General features: G+C 69.9%; 10 protein-coding genes and 1 pseudogene. 7 read left to right on the forward strand and 4 right to left on the reverse strand.

The window, feature by feature from the left end; all coding sequences use genetic code 11:
* Positions 1 to 7: 7 nt before the first annotated feature.
* Positions 8 to 2,113 carry a hypothetical protein gene (locus ABH935_RS28495; protein ID WP_370381008.1) on the forward strand — a complete coding sequence of 702 codons (2,106 nt, stop codon included), beginning with the start codon at positions 8 to 10 and terminating at the stop codon, positions 2,111 to 2,113.
* Positions 2,114 to 2,160: 47 nt separating this feature from the next.
* Here ABH935_RS28495 and ABH935_RS28500 read toward each other — a convergent pair.
* Together ABH935_RS28500 and ABH935_RS28505 are read right to left on the reverse strand one after the other, a co-directional pair.
* Positions 2,161 to 2,457: pseudogene (locus ABH935_RS28500) on the reverse strand (site-specific integrase); the annotation flags it as partial.
* 68 nt (positions 2,458 to 2,525) lie between these two features.
* Positions 2,526 to 2,870 carry a hypothetical protein gene (locus ABH935_RS28505; RefSeq protein WP_370381009.1) on the reverse strand — a complete coding sequence of 115 codons (345 nt, stop codon included), beginning with the start codon at positions 2,868 to 2,870 and terminating at the stop codon, positions 2,526 to 2,528.
* Positions 2,871 to 3,853: 983 nt separating this feature from the next.
* Here ABH935_RS28505 and ABH935_RS28510 point away from each other — a divergent pair.
* Positions 3,854 to 4,072, forward strand: coding sequence for a hypothetical protein (locus ABH935_RS28510; protein ID WP_370381117.1), 219 nt, complete (start codon positions 3,854 to 3,856; stop codon positions 4,070 to 4,072).
* Positions 4,069 to 7,455 carry a pPIWI_RE module domain-containing protein gene (locus tag ABH935_RS28515; RefSeq protein WP_370381010.1) on the forward strand — a complete coding sequence of 1,129 codons (3,387 nt, stop codon included), beginning with the start codon at positions 4,069 to 4,071 and terminating at the stop codon, positions 7,453 to 7,455. The genes ABH935_RS28510 and ABH935_RS28515 overlap by 4 nt, the downstream gene beginning before the upstream one ends.
* A 297-nt stretch (positions 7,456 to 7,752) precedes the next feature.
* On the opposite strand, the gene ABH935_RS28520 is transcribed toward ABH935_RS28515, so the two are convergent.
* Positions 7,753 to 13,134, reverse strand: coding sequence for a sacsin N-terminal ATP-binding-like domain-containing protein (locus ABH935_RS28520; RefSeq protein ID WP_370381011.1), 5,382 nt, complete (start codon positions 13,132 to 13,134; stop codon positions 7,753 to 7,755).
* Positions 13,135 to 13,526: 392 nt separating this feature from the next.
* Between ABH935_RS28520 and ABH935_RS28525 the strand changes: the two genes are divergently transcribed.
* Complete coding sequence (locus ABH935_RS28525; RefSeq protein ID WP_370381012.1) at positions 13,527 to 13,661, forward strand: hypothetical protein; 135 nt, start codon at positions 13,527 to 13,529, stop codon at positions 13,659 to 13,661.
* 33 nt (positions 13,662 to 13,694) lie between these two features.
* Complete coding sequence (locus tag ABH935_RS28530; RefSeq protein ID WP_370381013.1) at positions 13,695 to 13,937, forward strand: hypothetical protein; 243 nt, start codon at positions 13,695 to 13,697, stop codon at positions 13,935 to 13,937.
* Between the two features lie 481 nt (positions 13,938 to 14,418).
* On the opposite strand, the gene ABH935_RS28535 is transcribed toward ABH935_RS28530, so the two are convergent.
* The gene (locus ABH935_RS28535; RefSeq protein WP_370381014.1) at positions 14,419 to 15,270 is read right to left on the reverse strand and encodes a helix-turn-helix transcriptional regulator; all 852 of its coding nucleotides are present in this window, start codon (positions 15,268 to 15,270) and stop codon (positions 14,419 to 14,421) included.
* Between the two features lie 85 nt (positions 15,271 to 15,355).
* On the opposite strand from ABH935_RS28535, the gene ABH935_RS28540 reads away from it, so the two are divergent.
* The gene (locus tag ABH935_RS28540; protein ID WP_370381015.1) at positions 15,356 to 16,231 is read left to right on the forward strand and encodes an SDR family NAD(P)-dependent oxidoreductase; all 876 of its coding nucleotides are present in this window, start codon (positions 15,356 to 15,358) and stop codon (positions 16,229 to 16,231) included.
* A gap of 128 nt (positions 16,232 to 16,359) precedes the next feature.
* A complete protein-coding gene (locus ABH935_RS28545; protein WP_370381016.1) occupies positions 16,360 to 22,473 on the forward strand; it encodes a hypothetical protein in 6,114 nt (2,037 codons plus the stop codon).
* Positions 22,474 to 22,488: the final 15 nt, after the last annotated feature.

The raw sequence follows: 22,488 nt of genomic DNA on the forward strand, positions 1-22,488 counted from the left end.
GGGCTCGATGAATCCTGCTCTGCCCGCTGGATTCCTGACCGCCGTTGCAGCGCAGGCCACACCCGGATCGGCGGTCGCGTCATTCGTGGCAAAGCAGGCCACAGCGCTGACTAACGGCGATGATCGGCGACGTCTGCTGTCTGCGTTGCTGGCCGCGCCGTTTCAGACCTCCGCGCCTTCGTGGCTGCTGGAAGCAGCAACCGATCAAGGTCTCGACGGCGCGGACGACCATTGGGCAGGCTCCGGTATCGAACTGGCCGCATCGGCGCTCAGCCACCCAGACTGCACTGAGGCGATGCGGCAGGACGCGCTACAGCGATGCACCGAGGCCCAATTGGCCAGTTTCGGAGGAGCGCGCAGGCCACACGCTCTCGCGTTGGGGGTTGCCACGGAGCTGCGGCGACGATCGTCGAACCCGACGCCGATGACCCGCGAACTATTCACGGAGCCGACACCGGCACAACTCATCCTGCGCACAGGGCATCTGAACGATGTGGTCTTCGACACGGCCTTCGAGTTTCTGCCAACCCACCCCGGACGACCAGACCGTGCCGTCATCGACGACGAAGACCGTTACAAGGTCTATCGCGAGGAGGTCGATGCCTGGACGGCAATGCTAAGACAGGTCCTGGAGCACCATCCTGACCGCCACGAGGAGATCGTCAGCCGCACCGAGGGCGGCCCGGCAAACTACACGGTCCGGCATCTCCTGCTGGGCACGATGCCCTGGACGGTCGCTCCGGAGCTGTTGAAAGCCCTGGCCTTGGCCGAGCTGGACAGCTTCCGGGTTGCCTTGTTGGCCACTCAGCTGTCCCGGGCGCTGCGCGACGGCGAGTCGAAGCGGGAAGTGGAGCAGCGTTTCGCTAACCGGATCGAGGCACTGGCTGCGAACGATCAGCGACGCATGCACCGGTATTTCGAGGAGGACGGGCTCGATCCGGAGTGGGGCTGTCAGGAGGCCGAACTATGGATATCCGGCGCCTCGGACACCTGGCGCCTGCTGCTCAACCCCGGCGAGGCCAAACCTCGGTACGGGGGCGATCCTCATCCATGGCGCACTGCCCCGGCCGATCTCGCCGATCTCGGCCGAGCCTTCGCGCAAACCACCGCTGCGGCGCTGGAAATGTGGGAGCCAGATCCGGATCGACTTATCCGCGGTACCTCGCAGCTGCGCTGGGTTGCCGACGTATTGACTCACCTGCCGGAGATTAGTGACTCAACAAAGGCAGCAGTGCGTCGAATCGTCGCCGACGCTCGCAATGATCCGCATCGCAACGCGCGATACGTCTCCTTCGAAGAGCGCAACGCCATCGAGGCGCTCATCGCCAGGATCGAGAAGATCATCGCTGATCCCGCCCCGGACACCGCCGCCCGCCGAGCCGCCCTGGGCGATCGGGCTCAGATCACTGTGCGCGCTCTGACAACGGTTCCGTCCGGCGCCCTGGCCGTGTACCTGGACCGCCATGCCGGCGATGACGTGTTGGTGGAGAAGGCGCTGCTGGCGATCGCGTCATCCTCCTACGGCCCGCGAAACGATTTCCAGCAGGTCCTCAACCGGCATTCGGACCCGCAACGTGCGATCGCCGACCTCACTCGCGATCTGCGCCGCCGTCTCGGCGGCAACCCACCGGCCCGCGAGTCGTGGGCGCGCGAAGTATTGGCTCTGCCTTTCTGCGATGTAGCGATGATCCGCGCTCTGCCGGCCCGGACCACCCTTCAGATCGGTGGAGGCGGCGCAGGCAGGACGCATCCGGAAGTCCTCAACATCGTGAACGAGGCACTCGGCGAGGACACTGCCGCATGGACGAGGCTGGCCGAAAGCCCTATCAGCCATACCGGGCCGAACGCTTGGCTCCGCCTTGGAGACGTCCTCGACGCCGCCCGGGCTGGAGGGAGCTGGCCAACGCCACCACCGACGCGGTACGTCTGCCCACCCGACTACCTAGCCGACCGAACATTATTCCGCGCCGCCGACCGCCTCGACCATTGCTCCAATAGCGCTGCCGAACGTGTCGCGCATATCGACCTCTTCCTCGACTTACGCGCAAAGAAGAGCAAGGCCGCGGTGTCTTCGGCGGCGGCATGCGCCGTGGCGGGAAGCACAGCGGGGTAGATATCGGCGGTGACTTGGATTGAGGAGTGGCCGAGCATCGCCTGCACGGTCTTCAGCCCGGCTCCGGCGGCCAACGCCATGGTCGCAGCGCCGTGGCGCAGACCGTGGATCGTGACCGGCGGCAGGCCAGAGAACCGGACGAGTGCCGCGAAGATCCGCGTCAGGCGATCCGGCGATAGCGGCCGGCCGTCAGCAAAGGTGAATATGTACCCAGAACCCTGCCAGCGCTCCGCCGCCGCCTCGCTATCGACTTGCTGCCGGTTGCGGTGCTGGCGCAGTACGGTCACCGTGGTGTAGTCCAGCGCGATCTCGCGGACCCCGGCGCGAGACTTCGGCGGTGCCACCGCAACACAGCCGGGCGGTCTGCCGCCGTTGTCGGGCCACTGCCAACACGCCTGCCTCCAGGTCTAGGTCAGCCCAAGTGAGCCCGCAGACCTCGCCGCGGCGGTACTGTCCGACACGAGCCATCTCGTTGCCAAGCCGCCAATCGATCCGGCGTCCACAGCGTCGGACGGGGATATGGTGCACTCGGCAATTCCACGCCCACCGCAGGGTTCGACAGAATCAGCCCAACACGCACCGCCTCGTTCAACACCGCACGCAACGCGGCGTGGATCCGGCGCAACGTCGCCGCGCTGATCGGGCGGCCCGCCATACCTTCTGCGACAGCGATCTGGGTGAACATCGCCTGCACTCGTCCGCGGTTGAGCTCGACCAGCAGCACCTGACCCAGGTGCGGGGCCAAATAGTCCTCCACGTGTCCGGCGTAGGACCGCACCGTCTCCGGACGAAGTGACAACCGGGAGGCCAGCCAACGCCGCAGCCACACTTCCAACCGTCAGGGCCTCGCTCCCGGCCCGCACACCACCAACACGCTCGAGCGCCTCGATCGCGGCGTGCTCGATGATGTATCCGCCGCGACGCAGCCGGCGGCGTTTGCCCTCGGCCCCCGGCGGGAGCTCAAGGCTGAAGAACCACGAACCGTGCCCATCGTCGACCCAAACGGGCACATGCGGCCCCCCAGCAAGCACCCGGTCGCTGAATCCCTGCACCCGCACCGTTTGAACACCGGACCGGCCATTCCGACAACCGCCCCGGTCGCGTTCCCCCGACACCTCCCACCATGACCGCGGAATCGAAGACCACGCTGATGCCCACCTACGAAACGCACAAAGCCTTCGGACGATCATGCTGAACATCGGCCAAGCCTTCCTCAGACGACCATCAACCGAGCCCTCGCCTCCACGGGCAGACAAAGCGCCAGTACACAGGCAGCGATTCGGAACCCTCCTGGACCATCCCTCTTCTATGGCGGATCCCCGGCATCCTCGATCCAGTGGAGATGACATTTCCGGCCTGGTCCATCCCTGGACCATCGAACCAGCGGACCCCTGGACATGCCAAGAGCCCCGTGCTTCGCACCTTCCAATAGACCTCGTACGGCTGAGGCAAGGTCCCCGGCGCGGCGGGCCTGAGTCCGACATCGCCGGCGGCGACCAACCACCGAGCCGGCCTTCCCGACCGTCGCGATCCCACCGCATCCCGCCGGCGACCGTGATATTCTGTCTCTGGCCGTCGCGACGGCCAGGCCACCACAAGGAGCCCCCGGACCGGCTCCGCACCGGTGGCTGAAAGGGTTCATAACTCTCTCGCGGTTTACACAACCGTGTTTTCGCAACGCATTGCCAATCTCGATGACTGCCAACCGGGTGGCGGAACCGGGAGATCGCTGTGCGTTCCATGGGCCTCGTTCCCTTCCAGCAAATCGCAGTTCGTCCGCTCGTCGTCGCCATCACGCACCTCCCCATCCTCATCGTGACTCTGAGCGCGACCCCACTGTGGGTAATGGCCGTCGTGACCCCGAAAACGCACGGCGACCTGGCAATGCGATTCTTGCAGGAGCTGCGCGACTGGAGCCATGACCTCCTGGGCGCCATCGACGCGACGGCGTCGCGATGAGCCGCTCGAACCGCAAGGTCCTCGCCCGTGAACGGCGCCGTCGCACCGGGGAGCCCTACGAGCTGCTTCACCAGGAGTCCATGCCCTTCGGCACCGGGACGCCGCTCCTCCCCAACGCGGTCCTCCCTGCACAGATCAGGTTCGAGTGCAGATTCCTGAGCGGTCTGCTTCATCACGCGCCCGGGCTTTGGTTGCCGGGAGCAAGGCTCGCGCACCCCCTGTTCGTGAGCTCCGTACATCCCTCGGAAAAGGACCTGCGGCTGGTTGTCGCCGATGTGTCGGCGCTCGGAGTAGTGCTCGCGGCCGATCAAGCCGCAACCGACCGGCCCGCCGAGGCTTGGTCGATCCGCCGCGGCCCCGCGGGCACCGCGCACCTCACGTCCTCCGATTCCGCACCTGCGGCCATCGCATTGCAATGCTCGCACAGCCGCTTGACTGCCGCAGTCACGGCCGCGCCGCATCCCCCGCACCAGTCCGGCGACGCACCGTACCCGTCCGCGAGGCCAACCGGGATACCCCTGATATTCCAGGCGGCGCTCAGCGGCCTGCTGCGCAGAATCATCCTGTTCGACGAACAGCCCGCCCTGTCATGGCTGATCGCCTGGTACGGCTGGCTGGTCCGGGGGCGGACCGGGCCGGCACCGCAGATCCCGGGATCGCTTGCATCCGACCTGACACACAAAGACTTCGCCCTGGAACAGGAGCAACTCCACGCGCTGGGTGTCCCGGGGGCGACACCCGGGGGTGTCGACGGCCAGACGCCGCTCAGCAGCGGGGCAATGGGACACATGGCGGCTCCCCACGGCCCCGAGCCGACGCCGGCGGACCGCCACCGCAGACTCGAGGTGCGGAAATCAGGCCGACCCTATGACGAGCTGGCCGTCACCGCGATGGGCTTGGCCCCCGGCGCCCTGCAGGACGAAGCCTTCTTCGCGATGCACCTTCCGGACCGATGGGCACAGGCGCTTCTGCAGCTGTCGAACGCCACCCGCGCCACAAGCCGTCCCGGCCGAATGCCCATATCAGTGCTTGATGAAGCCATTTCCGCCGTGTTCCCCTCATGCTCGGCGAAGGGACTCCGCAATGAGGACAGCGCCGACGAACCCTGGCTTGTCGCCAACTGGCCCTACGACACCACCGCGATCTTCCGGCTGGCATGCGCATGGGTTCGCGCCCAGCACGCCGACCCGAAGGTGATCGACTCGACGCTGTCCCAGCTCAGCGTCGAAGATCTCAGCTGGTCCGAACTGCGGACAGACGTCGAGCTGCCGCTGGCCGTGCTTGCGCGGCTAGCCCCGATGGCCGTGGCCGCCAAGCTGTCCCGCGCCCCCGCACGACTGGCGTCGCGCGAAATCCGGTTCGCCCCGTGCAGGGCGGCCAAGGGTACCGAGCTGATCTCGTGGCCGCCAGAGCAGACGGTGTACGGCGCCCGCTTCTCCGTATCGATCGCGATCAACATCCTGACCGTCCCGTTCACCAGGGAGCTGCGCGTTGGGTTCTCCTTCGGGGTGCGCAGATGGCTGTCGGCACCCGCCCGCCTGCGTGCCGGCGAAAAGTACACCGCCTACTTCGCCGTGCCTGCGCCCGGCGCCACGACGGCAGAACAAAGGCCGCCCGCCTTCGGCCAGGGGCAGATCACGCTCGAGCGCAGCTCCGACGCCCGCGGTACCGCGGCCTGGGCGCCGCAGTGGAGCCCGGACATGGCCGCGGTGCTCGACGGAGCCGGCCTCAACCAGCTGCCAGACCCCGTCAGGCTCGTCGAAGCGCCGACGGACCAGCTGGAATCCGACGCACCGTACATGCTGGTTCGGCCGCCGGGCATGCCCGGCTCGTGGCAGGTCAGCAATGGCCTGCCGGTCCGCGACAGAGCGGCGCTGATGGACTGGATGATCGACGAGCTGGCTCCCAGCCTGCAGCCCCTGGCACCTCTGAAGCGGTCGGCGGGCACAGTCCTCAGAGGTGTCGCCGCCGCTTCCAGGGACACGATCGCCCCTGACGATCTCCGCGACACGGTCGGGCCGAGCCTCTCGATCGAACTCTCCAGCCAGTCCGACGCATCCGCCCAACTCGCGTTGGACCGACTCCAGGACTTGCTGGGGGTCACGCTGCCGCAAGCAAAAGACCTCGGCCAGGACGAGGTCTTCCTCGACAACGGCCCGATGACCCTCGGAGTACGGCGCATACCCTCCATGCCCAATCGATCCTCGCCTCGAGACTGGGAGCGCTTCGCGCATGGCCTACCTGTCGCGAACCGGCCCACGATCACGCTGATCGAAGTCGCCGACGCGGAGCCGCCCGGCGTCCACGTACCGCTGGCGGTCGCCGGCCGGATCAGCCAGACCGTCAGGCTCGCGGCGCCCCGACGCGGCCGCAACCAGCCGGGAAAGGACGGGAGCGATCCCGACGCGGACAGGATCCGAATCGCCCGAGCCGTCGACGGACTGTTCCGCCAGATCGGCGTTCGACCGTCCCCGCTCCCCGCTCCCCGTGCCGGAACGCTCGGTTGCCGGCCAGCCTATCTGGCGTTCTGGCTGGCCCGGCCGGGCCGCTCCACAAGGGGCGCCGCGGTCGGCCTGCCGGTCGCCGTGCTGATCGACCCGACCGGCCGGCGCACGCACATCCGCACACCGTCGACACCCTGGCAGCCGCTGCACGCAGGCCTGATCGACATGGCCCGCCACCAGGAACGCCCCAACCACATCACGCGACCGGACACGACGCGTTCGTTCATCCAAGCCGCGGTCGCCGACGCCGCCGCGCAATACCCCGACGTCCTCATGCTCACCCATGCCCAGAATATGAGATCTGCGTGGCCGTTCCTGCAGAATCGCAACATCCTCCCCGATGCGCTCGGGCTCGGGGCGAACCCCCTCTTGAGTGTCCCGATGCCGGCCGGTATGCGGCACCTGCGGGTGCGAACCGCGGACCACGGCGAGGCACCGCAGTGCTTCGGCGTCGACGGCACCGCCATCGGGCACTCCAAAGGCCTGTGGCACTACTCCGGTGACCGGGTGTTCGGCAGCACGGGCGGCAAACCGGCAACCGCCGCCGACGCACTGCTGGGCACCTCGAAACTGCAGACAGCCACCCTCGCCGGCACATTCGTCCACCTCAACCCGACCGCCCGCGTCTGGAACGAGAGCATCATGGAGCTGCTCGTCGCCGGCCTCCAGGACGGCGACTACCCAGCACACTGGGCGGCCCTGGCACACGACCTTCGCGGAGCAGTGCCCTACACAAACTGGACAGTCGACCTGCCATGGCCGCTCCACCTCGCCAGGCAGGCGGCACGCCATGTGCCCCCAGCCGAACCCACCAGGCCACCCCCGTTCCTTGCCGAACTGGACAGCCAGGCAGCGGACGACCGAACGGACGGACACTGAGCCGCGCCCGAAGTCGCTCCGACACCACGAGGGACCGCCGTTCGCGTCCTACGCCGAGCACGACCCTGGCGGTACCGGAACGCTGTGAACCAGCCGGATCCAGTCGTAACCACAGGTCCTCCAGCCACCGCTACCGCCACAGGCACGCCCGACGAAAATCCTGCGCGGGCCACAGCATCGTTCCAGAAGTGTCAGCTGGTTCTTCGGCAAACACCGCCATCTGATCATGATGGGTGATGGGTGATGGGTGATGGGTGATGGGTGATGGGTGATGGGCTTGCATACCCAACGGAAACGCTAGAGAAGGTACGAGAAGCGCAAGGCGCCCCCGTCCTCGCGGTACGCCCCGCGGCCCCGCGCGCTGAACGGGTTGGGCAGCATCGTCACCCTCGCCTGCGCGGGGTCCAAGACGTTCGTGACGACCAGAATCCGCCAGCGGTCGTTGCCCGAGTAGCGCTCGGCGGCGCGCACTTCGCTCTCGCCCAGCTCGATGTGGCCGCCCTCGCGCTGGGTCGCCTTCACCTCGAACATCAGCGGCAACTTGCCCGACCCGACACGGAAGTCGAACCCCAGCCTGTCATCGCCGGGCGGCCCCGGGAAGACGTTGCTGCGATTGCCGGACACCCAGCTGGCCTCGCTGGTCTGCGGATAGTGGTCGCACAGCCACCGGTAGGCAATCCACTCGCCGACGAACCCGATCGCCGTGCGCTGGGCCGCGGACAGGGCCCCGTCCGATGCGCCGACCCGGCCGCCGGATCGGCCCGCCCGGCCAGCCCGTCCGGGGGCCCACGGGACGACGAACCGGTCGTGCCCCTGTACCTTGTGCGAACCGGCCGTGTACGCCTGCTCGAGCGCGCCGATCAGCTCGGAGTAGTCCTCGCCCTCGACGTCGAAGTCCCGCCCGGTCATCGAGATCACCCGGTGCCTGCGGGCCCGCTGCGCACGGGCCCGGTCCTCGGCATCCCGCTGACGGTCCAAAGCCGCCCGCGACAGGTGATGCACGCCAGGATCGGCCGTGGCCGGCATGCAGGCCGGCCACTGAGCTATAGCGGCCAGCCAGGCGACCACGTCGTCGGCGGCGAGTTCACGGAAGTCCAGCACTCCGCAGGCGTCCAACTCTCCCGCGACCGCCACGGCCGGATCGTCAGCTGCCAGGGCCGCTGGCAGCGGCTGCCCGACGGCCCTGACGATGGTGACCAGCTCGGCGGCCAGCCGCCGCGCGAGGGCGTTGTTCCGGTTCCTCACCTGGTCCATGGCCGGCAGCCGCGGGCCGGCAGCCGGCGCGTCAGATCCCAGCCGTGCGGCCAGGGCCGACTCGATGTGAGCGGCCACCGACTCAAGGTCCGCGATATCCTTGGTCACCGCCCAGGAGTCCGGCGCAGTGATCCAGGCCAGCGAGCGCAGAACCGACCAGCCCGCCACGGGTTCGCGCGCGTCGAAGCGGGCCAGCATCGCCCACCGGAGCCGGTTGACGATCTCCGACCTGTGCAGGTCCAGGTAGGCACGCACGGCCTCGTCGTGGGCGTCCGCATGGCTGATCTGCTGATACTGCGGCGCCAGCTCCGCCAGCGTCCGGTTGAACCCGGCGAAGTCCATCCCGACGAGCGCCCGCAGCTCGTCCAGATCTCGGGCGTCTCGCGCCGCGGCCACCAGCTTGACGGCCGGCATCGGCAGCTCCGCGTCGAACTTGGCCAGCGCGGCCTGCAACTCCCTGACGTCGATCGGCGGCGGATCGATCAGTGTCCGGGCACGATCGGCCCCCAGCACGTGGACGAGCAGCGGATAGCAGCGTTCGAGAACACCGCTGATCGAACCGTTGAGTCGGCGCGTGGTCTCCGCCAACTGCCGCGGCGTGATCGCGAACGCCGCCGCCAGCTGGGAGTCGGTCGGATGCGCGACGTCCGCCCGGAGCTCACGCAGTTCGTGAGCCGCCACGCGCAGGCGGATCGCGAATTCCGGCCGGCCGATCACGTGCGACACCGCGTCCGACAGCTGTGCCAGCAGCCGCCACTCGAACGAGCGCTCGGCCGACGCCGGCGCGAGGATCAGCGGCCGCACCACGTCGGGCATCGGCAGGATGCCCTCGAACCGCTCCGGCAGAACGACCGGCTCGCCGTCCAGCTCGACGTGCAACGACGCGTACCAGTGCACCTGGACGGAACGCACGGTCCGGACCACGTCGGCCAGCGCGGCATCCGAGGGCCGGACGCCGGCCGCAAGGTGGTCGGCCAGCGCCGCCACCGCGTGCGGCAGCCACGGCACGATCTCGAACAACGCCGAGCCCAGGCTCCGGAGCCCGGCCGACGTCGACGGCCGGCGTGCGCCGTCGACCGTCACGGCGAGCTCCGCCTTCTCCGCCTCGCAAGTCGCGCCGGGGTAGAGCCGCTGCAGGATCCGGTGCACACCGCTGGCGGCACCGGGCACCACCAGCAGCGGGTGGCCGGCCTCCTGCAGGAGCCGGACGGTCAGGTTCTCGCGCCCCGCTGCGACGTACAGCTGTTGCTCATCATCGTCTCGCAGTGTTTCGAGGTGAACGCTGATCAGACGGTCTCCGGACTCGGCGAGTAGCGCCGCTCCGGACAGCGGACGGGCGGCGACCGGATCAAATCCCGACATGCTGAGCGCGTCCCAGGCGCGCTCGTTCGCGCGCTGCAGTGCCGGACGCTCCTCGTCGCCTACGGCGCCGTCGGCCACCAGCTGGCCGAGCGCAGCGAGAAGCACGGCGCTGTCCCGGCGGTCTCCCCAGGTGGGGAGCCCGAATCCGCGCAGCCGCTCCAGGACCTTGCCAGCCTCCAGGAGAGGCCGGACGCGGTGGGCGATCGTCGGCACGAACGACGGCTCCTCCTCGGGTCCGGAAGGAAAGTGCCACGCGTCGGCGGGCCGGGCGAACACGACCGACCGGTCACGGCCGCGGACCGGCAGCCACGGCTGCTCTCGGATGAACGCGGCCATCGGCGACGGGATTTCATGCCGGTCGCGTCCGTCTTTGTAGCGCGACCAGGCAACGGTGAAGCGGGAGTCGTTCCATACTCCGAGGCCGCGCAGCACAAGCCGTGCATAGGCCAGCCTTCCCTGCTCGGTGAACGAGGTCGCGACCTCCTGCCCAGGTAGACGGTAGGCACCTGAACCGGTGTAGTTCGTCTGCGGGTAGGCGGCGACGAATGTTCGCGCTCCGATGGCCGGCAGCCACTGCTTGGTAACCGCGGTTGGAGTCTTCGCAACGCGGGGGAACTCCGCGGGACGTAGGTCACGGCCTCGCAGGGACATCCGGGCACCGGAGGAGACCACTGGGATGAGTCCGTCGGTGACACCCAGGTCCCTCAGGAACGACCGCCATTCTTCGACGGTCTCGCCCCGCTTGACGAACGCCTCGGGCGGGGCGATAAGACGCTCGTGGATCCACCGCAGGTCCGGCGATGCGCTGTGGCCCTCGGCGATGACGGCGGCCAGGTCGTCCCCGTACGTCCCGGGCCATCCGGCGCCGAACGCAGCGCCCGAGCCAGCGATGAGCCGCTCGGTGTCGACGGCAGGCACGTAGAGGCCGAGCCCTGCGACTGCCAGGGTCGCCGCCCCGCGGGACCGGTGCAGCCGGAAGACGAAACGCAGCGCCTGGAAGCGCAGCTTCTTCGCCGAGCTGGCCTTGAGCGCGAGGGCGACGTGTTGAAGGAGCTCATCGGTATCGAATCGGCGGACGAGCCCAGACTTCTCCAGGAACAGCCGGGCCTCCTGGCGCCGAGCCTGCCCATCAGCGTCATTCCATCGCAGCCCCGCATGCAGGTAGAACAACCCCTTGCGTAGCAGCTCGGGCACGGAAAGATCGCTCCCCGGGCCAGTTCGGCTCCGCGCCGGTGCGAAGAAGGCCTCCTGCGACCTGCGGCCGCGGCCGTCCGCGCTCCCTGGCGAGCCGTTGCAGGGCCGCAGCGTGCCATCGTCGGCCAGGAGCAACTTCCTGCCGCGCAGAACGGAGCCGTTCTCGCCGAACAGCAGCGCCAGGTCCGGGTAGAGGTCATTCCACCGGCCGAGCCTGCTGCCCCTGGGCAAAGGCAGGGACTCGACGATCCGCTCGACGTGCTCGGCGAGATCCGTTGGAGTTGGCACGATGCGCGCCCTGAGCGCTTCGCAGGTCCTTGCCAGTCTCGCCAGCCGTTCCCCGCCGAACGCCTGGTCGGCGACGCTCAGCCCCGCAGCCGCGGCCGCGTCGGCCGTGAGCACCGATAGTTCCGATGACGGCCACACAGCCGAGTCGTTCGCAGTACTCCACCGCGGCTGCGTGAAATCGCGGACGAGCACGGGAACCACTGGAAGGTCGCCGAACTCGACGCCGTAGACGCGCTGCGCAGCCTCCCCCAAGACAGCGGACGCCTCCCCGCCGCGCTCCCACGCCACCAGGTCCACAGCCAGTGCCCGCACATTGAGCGAGGCAGCCGCCCGCAGCCGGTCTGCGGCCAGCAAGCACGTCTCAGCCAGCGCCTGCGACAGCATCGCGTTCAGGGGGTGCTGACGGTTGAGAGATGTACGATCGACCTTGGTGAAGAACGGCGCGTTGATGTGCCCTCGTAGCGGCGCGGGAACATCCGCCCCAAGCGGCAGGAACGTGTACGTCTGGCCGCGCGCAGGAACCCCCGCGCCCACGGGCAGCGCAGCCTCCACCACCGCAGGCTCCGACCAGTCAGACCACGCATCGTCCAGCTGATCGTCGTCAGCCGCCGCCGCCAACGTGGCGCGCAGCCGCTCCACCGGCACCCGGCCCCGGGTGACGAGGTAGCGGCCGAGTTCGCCAAGGTCGACCGCCGCCATTTGGACCTCTGGGAGCAACGCCCCACCGACGGGCTGGACCTGCGCTGCAGCGGCGGTCGCGCGCATCCGCACAGGCTTCTCCTGGCGGGTCAGCCTGGTCGAGTGGGTCTTCCCGTCGACATCGCGCCGCTCAAGGACCAGCTGCCCCAACCGGTTCAGGAACAGCATCACAGGCGCCTTGGCCGTGGCGAGGTCCTTCATACGCTCGGCAACGACCTCGCCCGCGGCTCGGCTGCGAATCGGCAGCCGCACGACGCTCACCAGGCCCTCAGCTGCGAACTCGGCACACGTTGGAGGCAGCGTCGAGATGGGGAAGGGGACCTGGAACGGAGGCAGCTCCTTGCCGGCCCTGCTGGCCAACTCCTCGTCATCCAGCAAGACCCGAAGATCCGCCTCGTCGGCGAACCGAAAGCAGTAGCCGCTAAGGGAGACTGGAGCAACCGCCCCGCTGTCGGCGCTGTAAATCTCCGGGGACGTCGTCACCTGGAGCACGCTGCGGAAGCCGACGCCCTTGTTACCGATGCCCTCACCGATCGCCTTCGCGCTTTGGGCGAGCTTGCAGATGGCCTCGACCTGGCTCCAGGCGAACGGCACGCCGCCGTTTCCGACATACAGCGTTCCGAACGGCCCCTCGGACTCGTCAAAGACAACGCGGACGCAGCCGTCAGTACGGTCGCCAGGGTGGGCGTCATGGGCGTTCTGCAGCAATTCCAGCAGAAAGCGCCCCGCGTAGTCGCGGGCGTTGCCGAACGTCGCGGCGCGAAGTTGCTTCGCCGGATTCCATGCCTCCGACGTCGACTGCCATTCGCTCAAGACCTTCCTCGCGTGGTCCAAGACCTGCCGCGCGCAGTCCCGCTCCTCGCCCCCGTCGTTCTCAAGCATGATGATCTTGACCCCCTGCAGTTAAAGAGTCCCGAGACTAGCCCACGCCCCCGACACGTCGTCGTTCTCGCTACGGCGAAGGGATGCCGGTCACGAGGCGCCGAGTCTGCGTCGGAAGCGCCGCCGCGGGAGGCAGGTCGAAGAAAGAGGTCGTTCCGATGGCGGGACACAGAGAGAGTACTAAGCACGGCCCGCTTCGCAGCCCGCGAACTTGGACCGCGCAGCGGGAACCGATCGCCTCGGTTGAGGAAGGAGACGCTCGGAGCGCCGGACATGCCGCTGGTCGCCGTGACCGCGCTCAAAGCGGCGACGTAGACGCCGCGCCGGCTTGCCCACCGCCGCGGCCGGCTTCACCTCTGTGCCGCTGGGAGCCCGGCTGAGGTAATCGGGCCGTGGCACACGAGCGTTTCGACTCCACCTCGGACCTGGTCGCGGCCGCAGCGACGTGGCGGACGGCCGGCTATCCCGATGAGCTGGCGATGTGGCTGTCCTCACCGAACGCCCAGGGCCGGCACATCTTCCGCTGATGGCCAGACGATCGGGTCGCCAAGCGGCTTGGCATGACCGCGGAGGTCGACTTGCGGTTCTGGGACGCCTGCGAGGTCGAGGCGAGCGCCGGACTCGACCCGGTCGGCGATCTCGCATATCGGGATGGTTTCTCCCCGGCCAACTGGGCTTACTGGACCGGACAAACGATGCTGGTCGACACCGCCGCGCCGCGGTTCATCGCCTGGGTGCTGGCGAATGTACCCCGGCCCGGCGTGCAGGACAGCGGCGAGACCGATTCCGTAACACAGGTCTGATCCGTCGGCGCGGCTCAGGTCGGCGCGACGCCGGCGCCTGGCAGCCCGGCCTCCATCGCGCAGGTGATCCAGCAACAGCCTTCCCGGCCAGCATGTAGTGAGCCTTTAGCGTCGCAGGTAGCCATCGGAACCTGCGCGGGCGAGTGATCGCGGCACTTTGTCGCGATTCCCACCCCGCCCACCATCGATCCGCAGATCCAGACGACTGAGACCAGCGATCTCCGTTCAAGCCTCTCTTAATCCACGGGTTCGGGGTTCAAGTCCCTGGCGGCGCACCCGTAGCAAATCCCAGTTCAGGCTACTGAGCTGGGATTTTGCGTTTTGGGCCGCAGAGTGGTCGAACCTCTCGACGATCGAAGATCAGCGCCGGGTTCGGGGATGTCAGGGGATGTCAGAGGCCTTCGACTCTGCCCTGATTCACGCAGATTTCCATCTGCGGCATCCGGGCGCGTCGGACCACGAAGTGTCGCCGGTCGCGGCGCTACCGCAGGTAGTCGCCGACCTCGGTGCCGAGGACGTTCAGAAGGGCCAGGGCCTCGGCGCCGGGGGATCCGGGTGGGGCGCTGAACAGCACCAGGTGCTGGTCGCGATCCGCGAGTGCGAGGGTGTCGCAGTCGACGGTGACCGGTCCGACGACGGGGTGCTGGAAGGTCTTGGTGAGCGTCGGGGGGGCCTGGACGTCGTGGCGTTGCCAGAGCCGGGCGAAGTCGGGGCTGGCGGCGCGGAGTTCGTCGACCAGGGTGGTCAGTGTGGGGTCGGCCGGGTAGCGGGCGAGGGTGGCGCGCAGGTCCATGACTACGTGGAGGCGGAACTCGGCGGCGTCGGAGATGCCGTACGGCCTCGCGTCGGCGTGCTCCGGTCCGAGGAAGGCCCGGCGTGCGAGATTGCGGTCCTGCGGGGCGAGGGTGGCGAAGTCCTCCATGAGCGCGGCGGCCAGGTCGTTCCAGGCGAGGACCTCGAAGGCGGCGGATATGACGAACCCGGCGGTCTGCGGGAGCCGTTCGAGGAGGGCGAGGATGCTCGGGCGGACGTCGCGGCGGTGCAGGCCGGTCCGGGCCGGTGCGGTGCCGGCGAGGACGTGCAGGTGGTCGGACTCGGCGTCGGTGAGGCGCAGCGCGCCGGCGATCCCGGCGAGGACCTCGGCCGAGGGCCTGGGCGCCCGGCCCTGCTCCAGCCGCACGTAGTACTCCGTGGAGATGTGCGCGAGCACCGCGATCTCCTCGCGGCGAAGCCCCGGAGTCCTGCGCCGCGGCCCCGAGGGGAGGCCCACGTCCTGCGGCCGGAGCCGCTCTCGCCGGCTGCGGAGAAACGCCCCGAGCTCCTGCTTGTCCATTCCCCCAGTGTGCGCGTTTTCCAGCGGCGGATCGTGGTACCGGCTGTGCCTGGATCCGGTCCCGGGCAGGATCGACCGTGGAGGCATGACAGCGAACACCAGCACCACCACCAGCACGAACGCCGGCCCGAACGCCAGCACAAACGCCAGCCCGAACGCCGGCCCGAACGCCAGCACAAACGCCAGCCCGAACGCCAGCCCGATCGGCCTCCTCGCCGACAAGGTCGTGTTCATCACCGGCGCCAGCCGCGGCATCGGCGCGGCCGCGGCCCGGCTGTTCGCCGCCGAGGGTGCGGCCGTCGTACTCGCCGCCCGCAGCACCGACGGCTTGGAGCGCGTCGTCGCCGAGATCCGCGCCGACGGCGGCACTGCCGACGCGGTCACCCTGGACCTCGCCGACCGCGCGAGCGTCCGCGCCGCCGTCGACCGCGTCGAGGAGCTGCACGGACGACTCGACGGCGCGTTCAACAACGGCGCGATCGTCCAGCACCAGCCCGGCCCGCTGGACGCCACCACCGATGAGGACATCGACGACCAGTTCGCCGTGAACTTCCGCGGGCACTGGACCGCCATGTCCGCCGAGGCCGCGCTCATGCGGCGCGGCGGCGGCGGGGCGATCGTCAACACCTCCAGCATCGGCAGCCGCCGCGCGACGCCTCCGCTGCCCGCCTACGCCGCGATGAAGCGCGCGCTCAACAGCCTCACCGAGACCGCGGCGGTGACCTGGGCACCGGAGGGCATCCGGGTCAACGGCATCACCCCCGGCGGGACCGCCACGGAGATGATGGAGCAGTGGGAGGCGGCGACTCCCGGCATCATCGCGGCCAGCGCCGCGGCGACGCCGCTGGGCCGCATGGCCGAACCCCGCGAAGTCGCCGAGGCGGCCGCGTGGCTGCTCAGCGACCGGGCCTCGTTCGTGACCGGCGCGATCGTCCCGGTCGACGGCGGCGCGGGCGCCTGACACGGGACAGCCGCCACGAACCGAAGTAGCTCAAAGCGCGTAGTCCTACGGATTCCGACCCCCGCACCGCTTCCTAGCCTGAAAGTGACCCGCAACGGGAGCGGGCCGCGCAGAGAGGTACGGGGACGATGACCTACACCATGGAACGAGTGATCAGCCGCGAAGGGACCGGCTTCGCCTGCCGGTACGCGTACCTGAGCGTGGGCCGGGACGGCGACGTGTACCTGGTCTCGACCGAGATCGCCGAGCGCGGCCCGACGATGTACCTCCTGCGGACGAATCTGGACGGCACCACGCGCAAAGGGTTTCAGCACCTGCTGTTCACCGACGTCATCCTCGGCAGCAAGGACGGGAGCGAGGGTTTCACCTACGCCACCGGGAACGCGGGCGGGTACGTCGCTCTCGGCAACTACGGCACGCCCACCGAGGTGTGGATGTACGGGCCCGATCTCGCGCCGGACCCGATCGCGCGGGTGACCGGCGAGTTCGCCGGCGGCGGAGGAGGCTACCGAGTGGAGGCGGGCGCGGTCAGCGGGCGGTTCTACGCGCTCGCGCAGTACGGGGTCGGGGACGGGGTCGACACTCCGGTGACGCCGCACGCCCAGATCGAGGTGATCGGCGCGCCACCGACCGAGCAGCTCACCGGGCTGACCGCGGTCCCGCTGCCGTTCGGGCACGACGCGACCACACTCGTGCTGGACTTCCGCGTCCGCGAGACGGGCACCGCCGACGCCCCCGCCCCGGTCTTCTACGTGCTCTACAAAGTCGTGCTGGACCCGACGCACCACATCAACCATCTCGCGAAGGTCGACTCGGGCGGCACCGTGCTCTGGGACCGGGTCGACGACCCGAGCACCGGCGGGGTGCTGAACTCGATCATGCGCCAGACCATCGGCGAGAACACAGCCGCCCCCGGACACGGCGGGGTGTCCGGGGGCTTCGACATCGCAGATACCGGTCACGTTTACCTCCTCGCGCCGACCGGCGCCGCCGTCTACCGCATCCCCGACGACGGCACCACTCCCGCGACCGCGCTGCCGCTGCCGTCCGGCGCCCCGTCCGCCGCCGACGCGCCCTACAAGGAACTGCGGATCGTCGGCGGACAGGCGCTCCTGCAGCGCTTCCAGGACCGTGAGCTCTACGGCGTGTTCGCGCTGCCCGACCCGGCGTCCTCCGGATCGATCGCCTTCGAGCGGTCGGTGTTGTGCCGGCACGACGTGGTCAGCGCCGGCTTCGGCGCGGAACAGGACATCGGCGCGGCGTGGACCGCGGGCGAAAGCGTGACCGCCACGCTGACCGTCAACAGGTTCGGACCGGGTGTCGACGTCGCATTGCCCGCGCCGAGCTGGAAGGCGTGGGTGCGCTCCGTCGGCGCGCAGGACCATCGCGAGCTGGCGGTCAGCCAGACCGATGCCACGACGTTCCAGATCGCGGTGCCCGCCGATCTCAGTGGTCTGATGCAACTGACGCTCGCGCCGCACACCGGCCCCTGGCGCACCGGCCTGGTGGACGAGTTCCGGCTGCGCCGCGTGATCGAAGTCCGTCCGCCAGGGGTGACCGGCTCGGTCAGCATCAGTACCGAGACGTACTATCACGGTGCTTTCACCGGCCTTCCGCCCAGCCCTGATCCGCGACCCTTCAACCGGCTCCGGTATGCCGTCGGGGAGCCGATCATCGTCAATGTCTCCGTCCGTCCGGCGCCCAGCGCGGCCCGCGATCTGGTGCTGCGCCTGGACGATGTGTCCGGGGCGAGCCCGGTGACCGTGGCGCAGAGCACTCTGACCGTCCCCACGACGGGCTCGGTCACCGTCACCGTGCCCGCCTCGGTCAGCGCCCTGCTGCGGACCGGGAGCTATCTGCTGACCACCACCGCGGCCGACCTCACGGTCGCCGCCCAGCCGATCGAGCTCGGCTCCGGGCGGCCGCCGAGCGGGTTCCGCCGGGTGTGGTTCGGCGACCTCCAGGGCACCTATCCCGCCAACGCCGGCGTGTTCGTCGGCCCGGCCGGCGCGGACTACCTCGACGCCGCCGACACCGCGGCCGCGCACCTGGAGCGGGCCCGGCGGCTCGGCTGGACGCTGGTCGTCGACCGGCTGCCCGACCAGCAGGGCGGGTTGGCGCTGCTGGACCCCACCGACCCGAGCTATGACCGTGACCCGTCGGGAACGGCCGTCGCCACGACGGCGAACCGGCTCGTCACCGATTCCCACGCCGTGGACCCGGCGAAGATCTGGGCACTGCCGGCGATGCTGGACATCATCTGCGGATACGGCGCGCAGGGCGTCGGCGTGCGGAGCGTGCTGCTGACCAACGACACCTCGCTGCCGCTACCGGAGTACAACGCGACGATGCTCGGTACCCAAGACCCGTTGAGCACCCGGTTCCAGAACCTGGCCTGGACGAACCGGATCCTGTCTGGCTACCCGGCCTTCGAGGGCTGGCACTGGGCCGCGAACTGGTGGAACCAGGAGCTGGGGCCCACCGGACTGCCGGCACCCGGCAAATACCCCTCCTCCCTCGACTCCGCGATCCCCGCTTACAACACGGCGCTGCTCCAGACCCGGGCCGACGGCCAGTGGCGGCAGATCCTCGCCATATGGTTCGCGCACGCCGTGCAGCACGTGCCGTCGGCCGCGCGCACCTTGCGCAAGGAGCTGCTCGCCGCCGCCGACGCCGGCTACGGCCGGGCCGACCTGGTCGCCGCGCACTCGGGACCGCCGACGCAGGCGTTCTTCTACCCTCCGGAGTCCTTCGCCGAGGCGGACGAGGTGGATCTCCAGTCCCAGCAGGAGCAGTACCCGCTGATGCTCGGATCCGCGTTCTGGACGGACTTCTGCCGCCGCCCGGGCAAGGCGCTGGTCCTGCACGAAGAGAGCTACAACGACAGCGGTACCGGCGACCAGGTGCTCGGCCAGGCCTTCGAGGCGCTGCTGCGCGGAGCGGGCAGCAGCGGCCACGCGGCCGCCGGGAACGCCAGCCTCTACACCCAGATGATCCCCTGGGCGCGCCAGTACGACCAGCTCCCCGACCCGCGCTACCTCGGCACCGGGCTGCCCGGCATGTTCCGCGTGCTCAGCGAGGTGCTGCACGAGTACGGGGAGTGGGTCTGCGCGTTCGGATCCGCCGACCCGGTGGCGATCCTGCTGAGCCGGCGCCAGTTCGCCGTCCAGCGCTGGCACAGCAGCCTGCCGGGGCACACCGGCCGGGTCTTCGAGGCCTACCTCTCGCTGCTCTACGCCCACATCCCGGCGAGCCTGGTGTTCGTCGAGGACCTGGGCACGCCCGGGGTCCGCCCGATCACCGACTACGCGGCCGTGCTGCTGGTCAACGAGCGGGTGGAGCTCGACCCGAAGGTCCGCGCCGCACTGGCCGCCGCCCAGCAGGCCGGGGTGAAGGTATTCCACGACGGCACGTCGCCCGGCGACACCGGTTTCCCGGAGGACGGCGACGGCTGCCTCGACACAGTGGTCGCGGGCCTGGGCAGCACCTCGCTCGGGCTGAGCTTCGGCAAGAGCTACACCTTGTGGCCCGGGACCGTGGACAACGCGTTCGCGCAGCTGACCGATGACTCGGCGATCTTCAACCTGGACAACGTCCTGGTGGACCAGCCGATCAGCTGGACCGGCATCGCGATGGCCAATGTCAGTGCTCTGCGTTCGGCGTTGGCGGGCGTCATCGGGACGACGCACGCGACCGCCTCCGACCCGCAGGTGCTGACCAGCGAGCGCACGGCGGGCGCGGCTCGCCTGGTGCTGGCGGTCAACAACTCGATCTTCAGCACGGACGCGAGCACGTTCGGGGTGGACAACGCGATCTTCCGGCGGGCCGACACCCTGCACTCGGTGCGTGCCCCGCTGCCTGCGCGGGTAACGCTGCCCGCGCTGGCCGCCGGCGCCGTCGTCTACGACGTGTTTGGCGGGACGCAACTCCTCCCCGACGCGGACGGCACGGTGCCGATCGACCTGCGGCACTGGCCGGCGGCGATCCTCGCGGTACTGCCGAGCCCGATCACCGGCGTGTCGGTGTCGGCCGGGCCGGTGCTCAGCTCCGGCGGTTCGGGCCCGGCGCAGATCGACTGGGCGGTGTCGGTGGTCGGCGGGTCCGGCGCCGGGGGAACCGTGCCGCTGCCGGTGCGGGTGCGGGTCCTCGACGCGAGTCTGGACGTGCTGTGGGAGCGAACCGTCCAGGCGCCGACGAACGGGGTGTTCACGGTGCCGGTCAACGCCCGGGGGAAGATCACGGTGGAGGCGGTCGAGCTGATCACCGGGCAGGCCGGCACCGCGGACGGCGGGATCACGGTCGGTTCCGGCGGCGCGCCGATGGATCTGCTGACCGGCCCGGGCGGCGGCGGGGCTTCCGCGGCCGCGGCTACGAGCAGCCTGCTCGGCACGACCATCACCTCCGCAGCTATCGCCACCACCGTCGCCCCGGCACCGCTTTTCACATCCGGCGACAGCGCCGCGACCGACACCGCGGCCATCGCCACCACCGCAGCCCCGGCACCGCACTCCACACCCGGCGCCGACTGGCAACCGGCGGCCCAGCGCCTCGGCGCACACCTGTCCGGCATCGCCCTCACCGCCGACGGCGCGTCAGCCGTCCTCAGCGCGGCGAACTGGGACGGCAACCTGTTCGCGATCGACCTGGCCACCGGCGCCCAGCGCTGGCAGACCCGCGTCGGCCATCAGTTCAGCTATCTGCCTCGGACCCTCCCGCAGGGCGTCGCCGTCGTCGGCGCCGATCTGACCGCGCCGGCCGAGTTCGGCCTGCACCTGGTCGATCCCGGCAGCGGGGCGGTGCGGCGCCGCTTCGACCTCTACGGCACCACGCCGCGCTGGTTCGACCGCACCAGCACCGGCCTGACCGACGGCCGCCCGCCGGCGTTCGCCGCCGCGCCGGACGGCTCCTGGATCGCGAGCGCCGGAAACCTCGGTCTGGCCGTCTGGAACGCCGACGGCACGCCGCGCTGGTCCCAGGCCTGGTGGCTGCGGGATCCGCACACCGCGCACCCGGGCCGCGCCGCGACCGCCCTGCTGGCCGCGCTGGACGCGAAGACGCTGCTGGTCGTCGACAATCTGCTGGCCAGTGCCTACAACGTCGCCCCGGGCAGCACGGCCCCGGCCGCGCCGCTTTACCAGCTCGACCTGTCCACGACGCTCACCACCGGCAACGGCAAGGCCACCGGCGTCGCGGTCAGCCCGGACGGCACCGGCTTCGCGGTCGCGGTGAGCAACGACGACGGCCGCGTGCTCATCCTCGACACCGCCACCCTCGAACTCCGGGCCGTGCTCACCACTCGCGCCGACGAACTCGCCTGGCTCCCCGACGGCAGCGGCCTGATCACCGTCTACGACACGCGCGTGTGCCGCTACCGGCACGACCCGGCGACCGGCTGGGCACTGGACCGCTGCTACCCGGCGCGGGACGTGGCGCACCATCTCGACGTCGCCGCCGACGGCCGCGTCGCCTTCGGCGACGAGCAGGGCAACCTGACCGTGCTCGACCCGACCCTGACCCCGGTGTTCACCGCGGACCTCGGCGGCCTCCCGGTCCCGCGCTGGCTGCCCGACGGCGACCTGCTGGTCGGGACCTGGCTCGGCCGTCTGGAGCGCCTGACCGGCCCGGGCTATCAGGCCGCGTGGTCGACCACGGTCCGATCGAACGCCCCTGACATGCGCCGGGAGTTCCTGGCCGCGCCGACGGCACCGGTCACCGCCGTGACCGACCCCGGCAACGCCGTCGCCCCGCTGACCGGACCGAACTTGTACCCCGCGAACACGGCGGTCGCCCTGGACCCCAGCATCCCCGGCATGGGCAGCGTCCCCACCCCGGCCGCGCCGAACCCGGTACCGGCCGGCTACCAGCCGGCCCCGATGCCCCGGCCCTACCTGCGCGACTCGGTCGTCGAGGACACCGCGGCCAGCGCCTCCAACACCCCGCCCTACGGCTTGCTCTTCACCTTCCCGGCCCCGGTGACGTTCAACGCGATCTCGCTCTGGGACGACCCGGCACACCCGGAAGCCTGGCTGCGCGACACCCGCCTGGACATCCGCACCTCGCCGGCAGAACCCTGGCAGCCCGTCACGAGGCTGGTCAGCGACCAGCCGTCCCGCAGCCACCTCGTGACCGACCCCGCCCGGCCCGGCCAGCCGGTCACCGCCACCCAGCTGCGCCTGGTGCTGCCGCCCGGCATCGCCGGGAACATCCGGCTGGCCGCCGTCGCGCTGCACCTGACGTCGTAGGCACCGACCGGCCTC

The sequence above is a fragment of the Catenulispora sp. GAS73 genome (assembly GCF_041262085.1).
Lineage (GTDB): Bacteria > Actinomycetota > Actinomycetes > Streptomycetales > Catenulisporaceae > Catenulispora.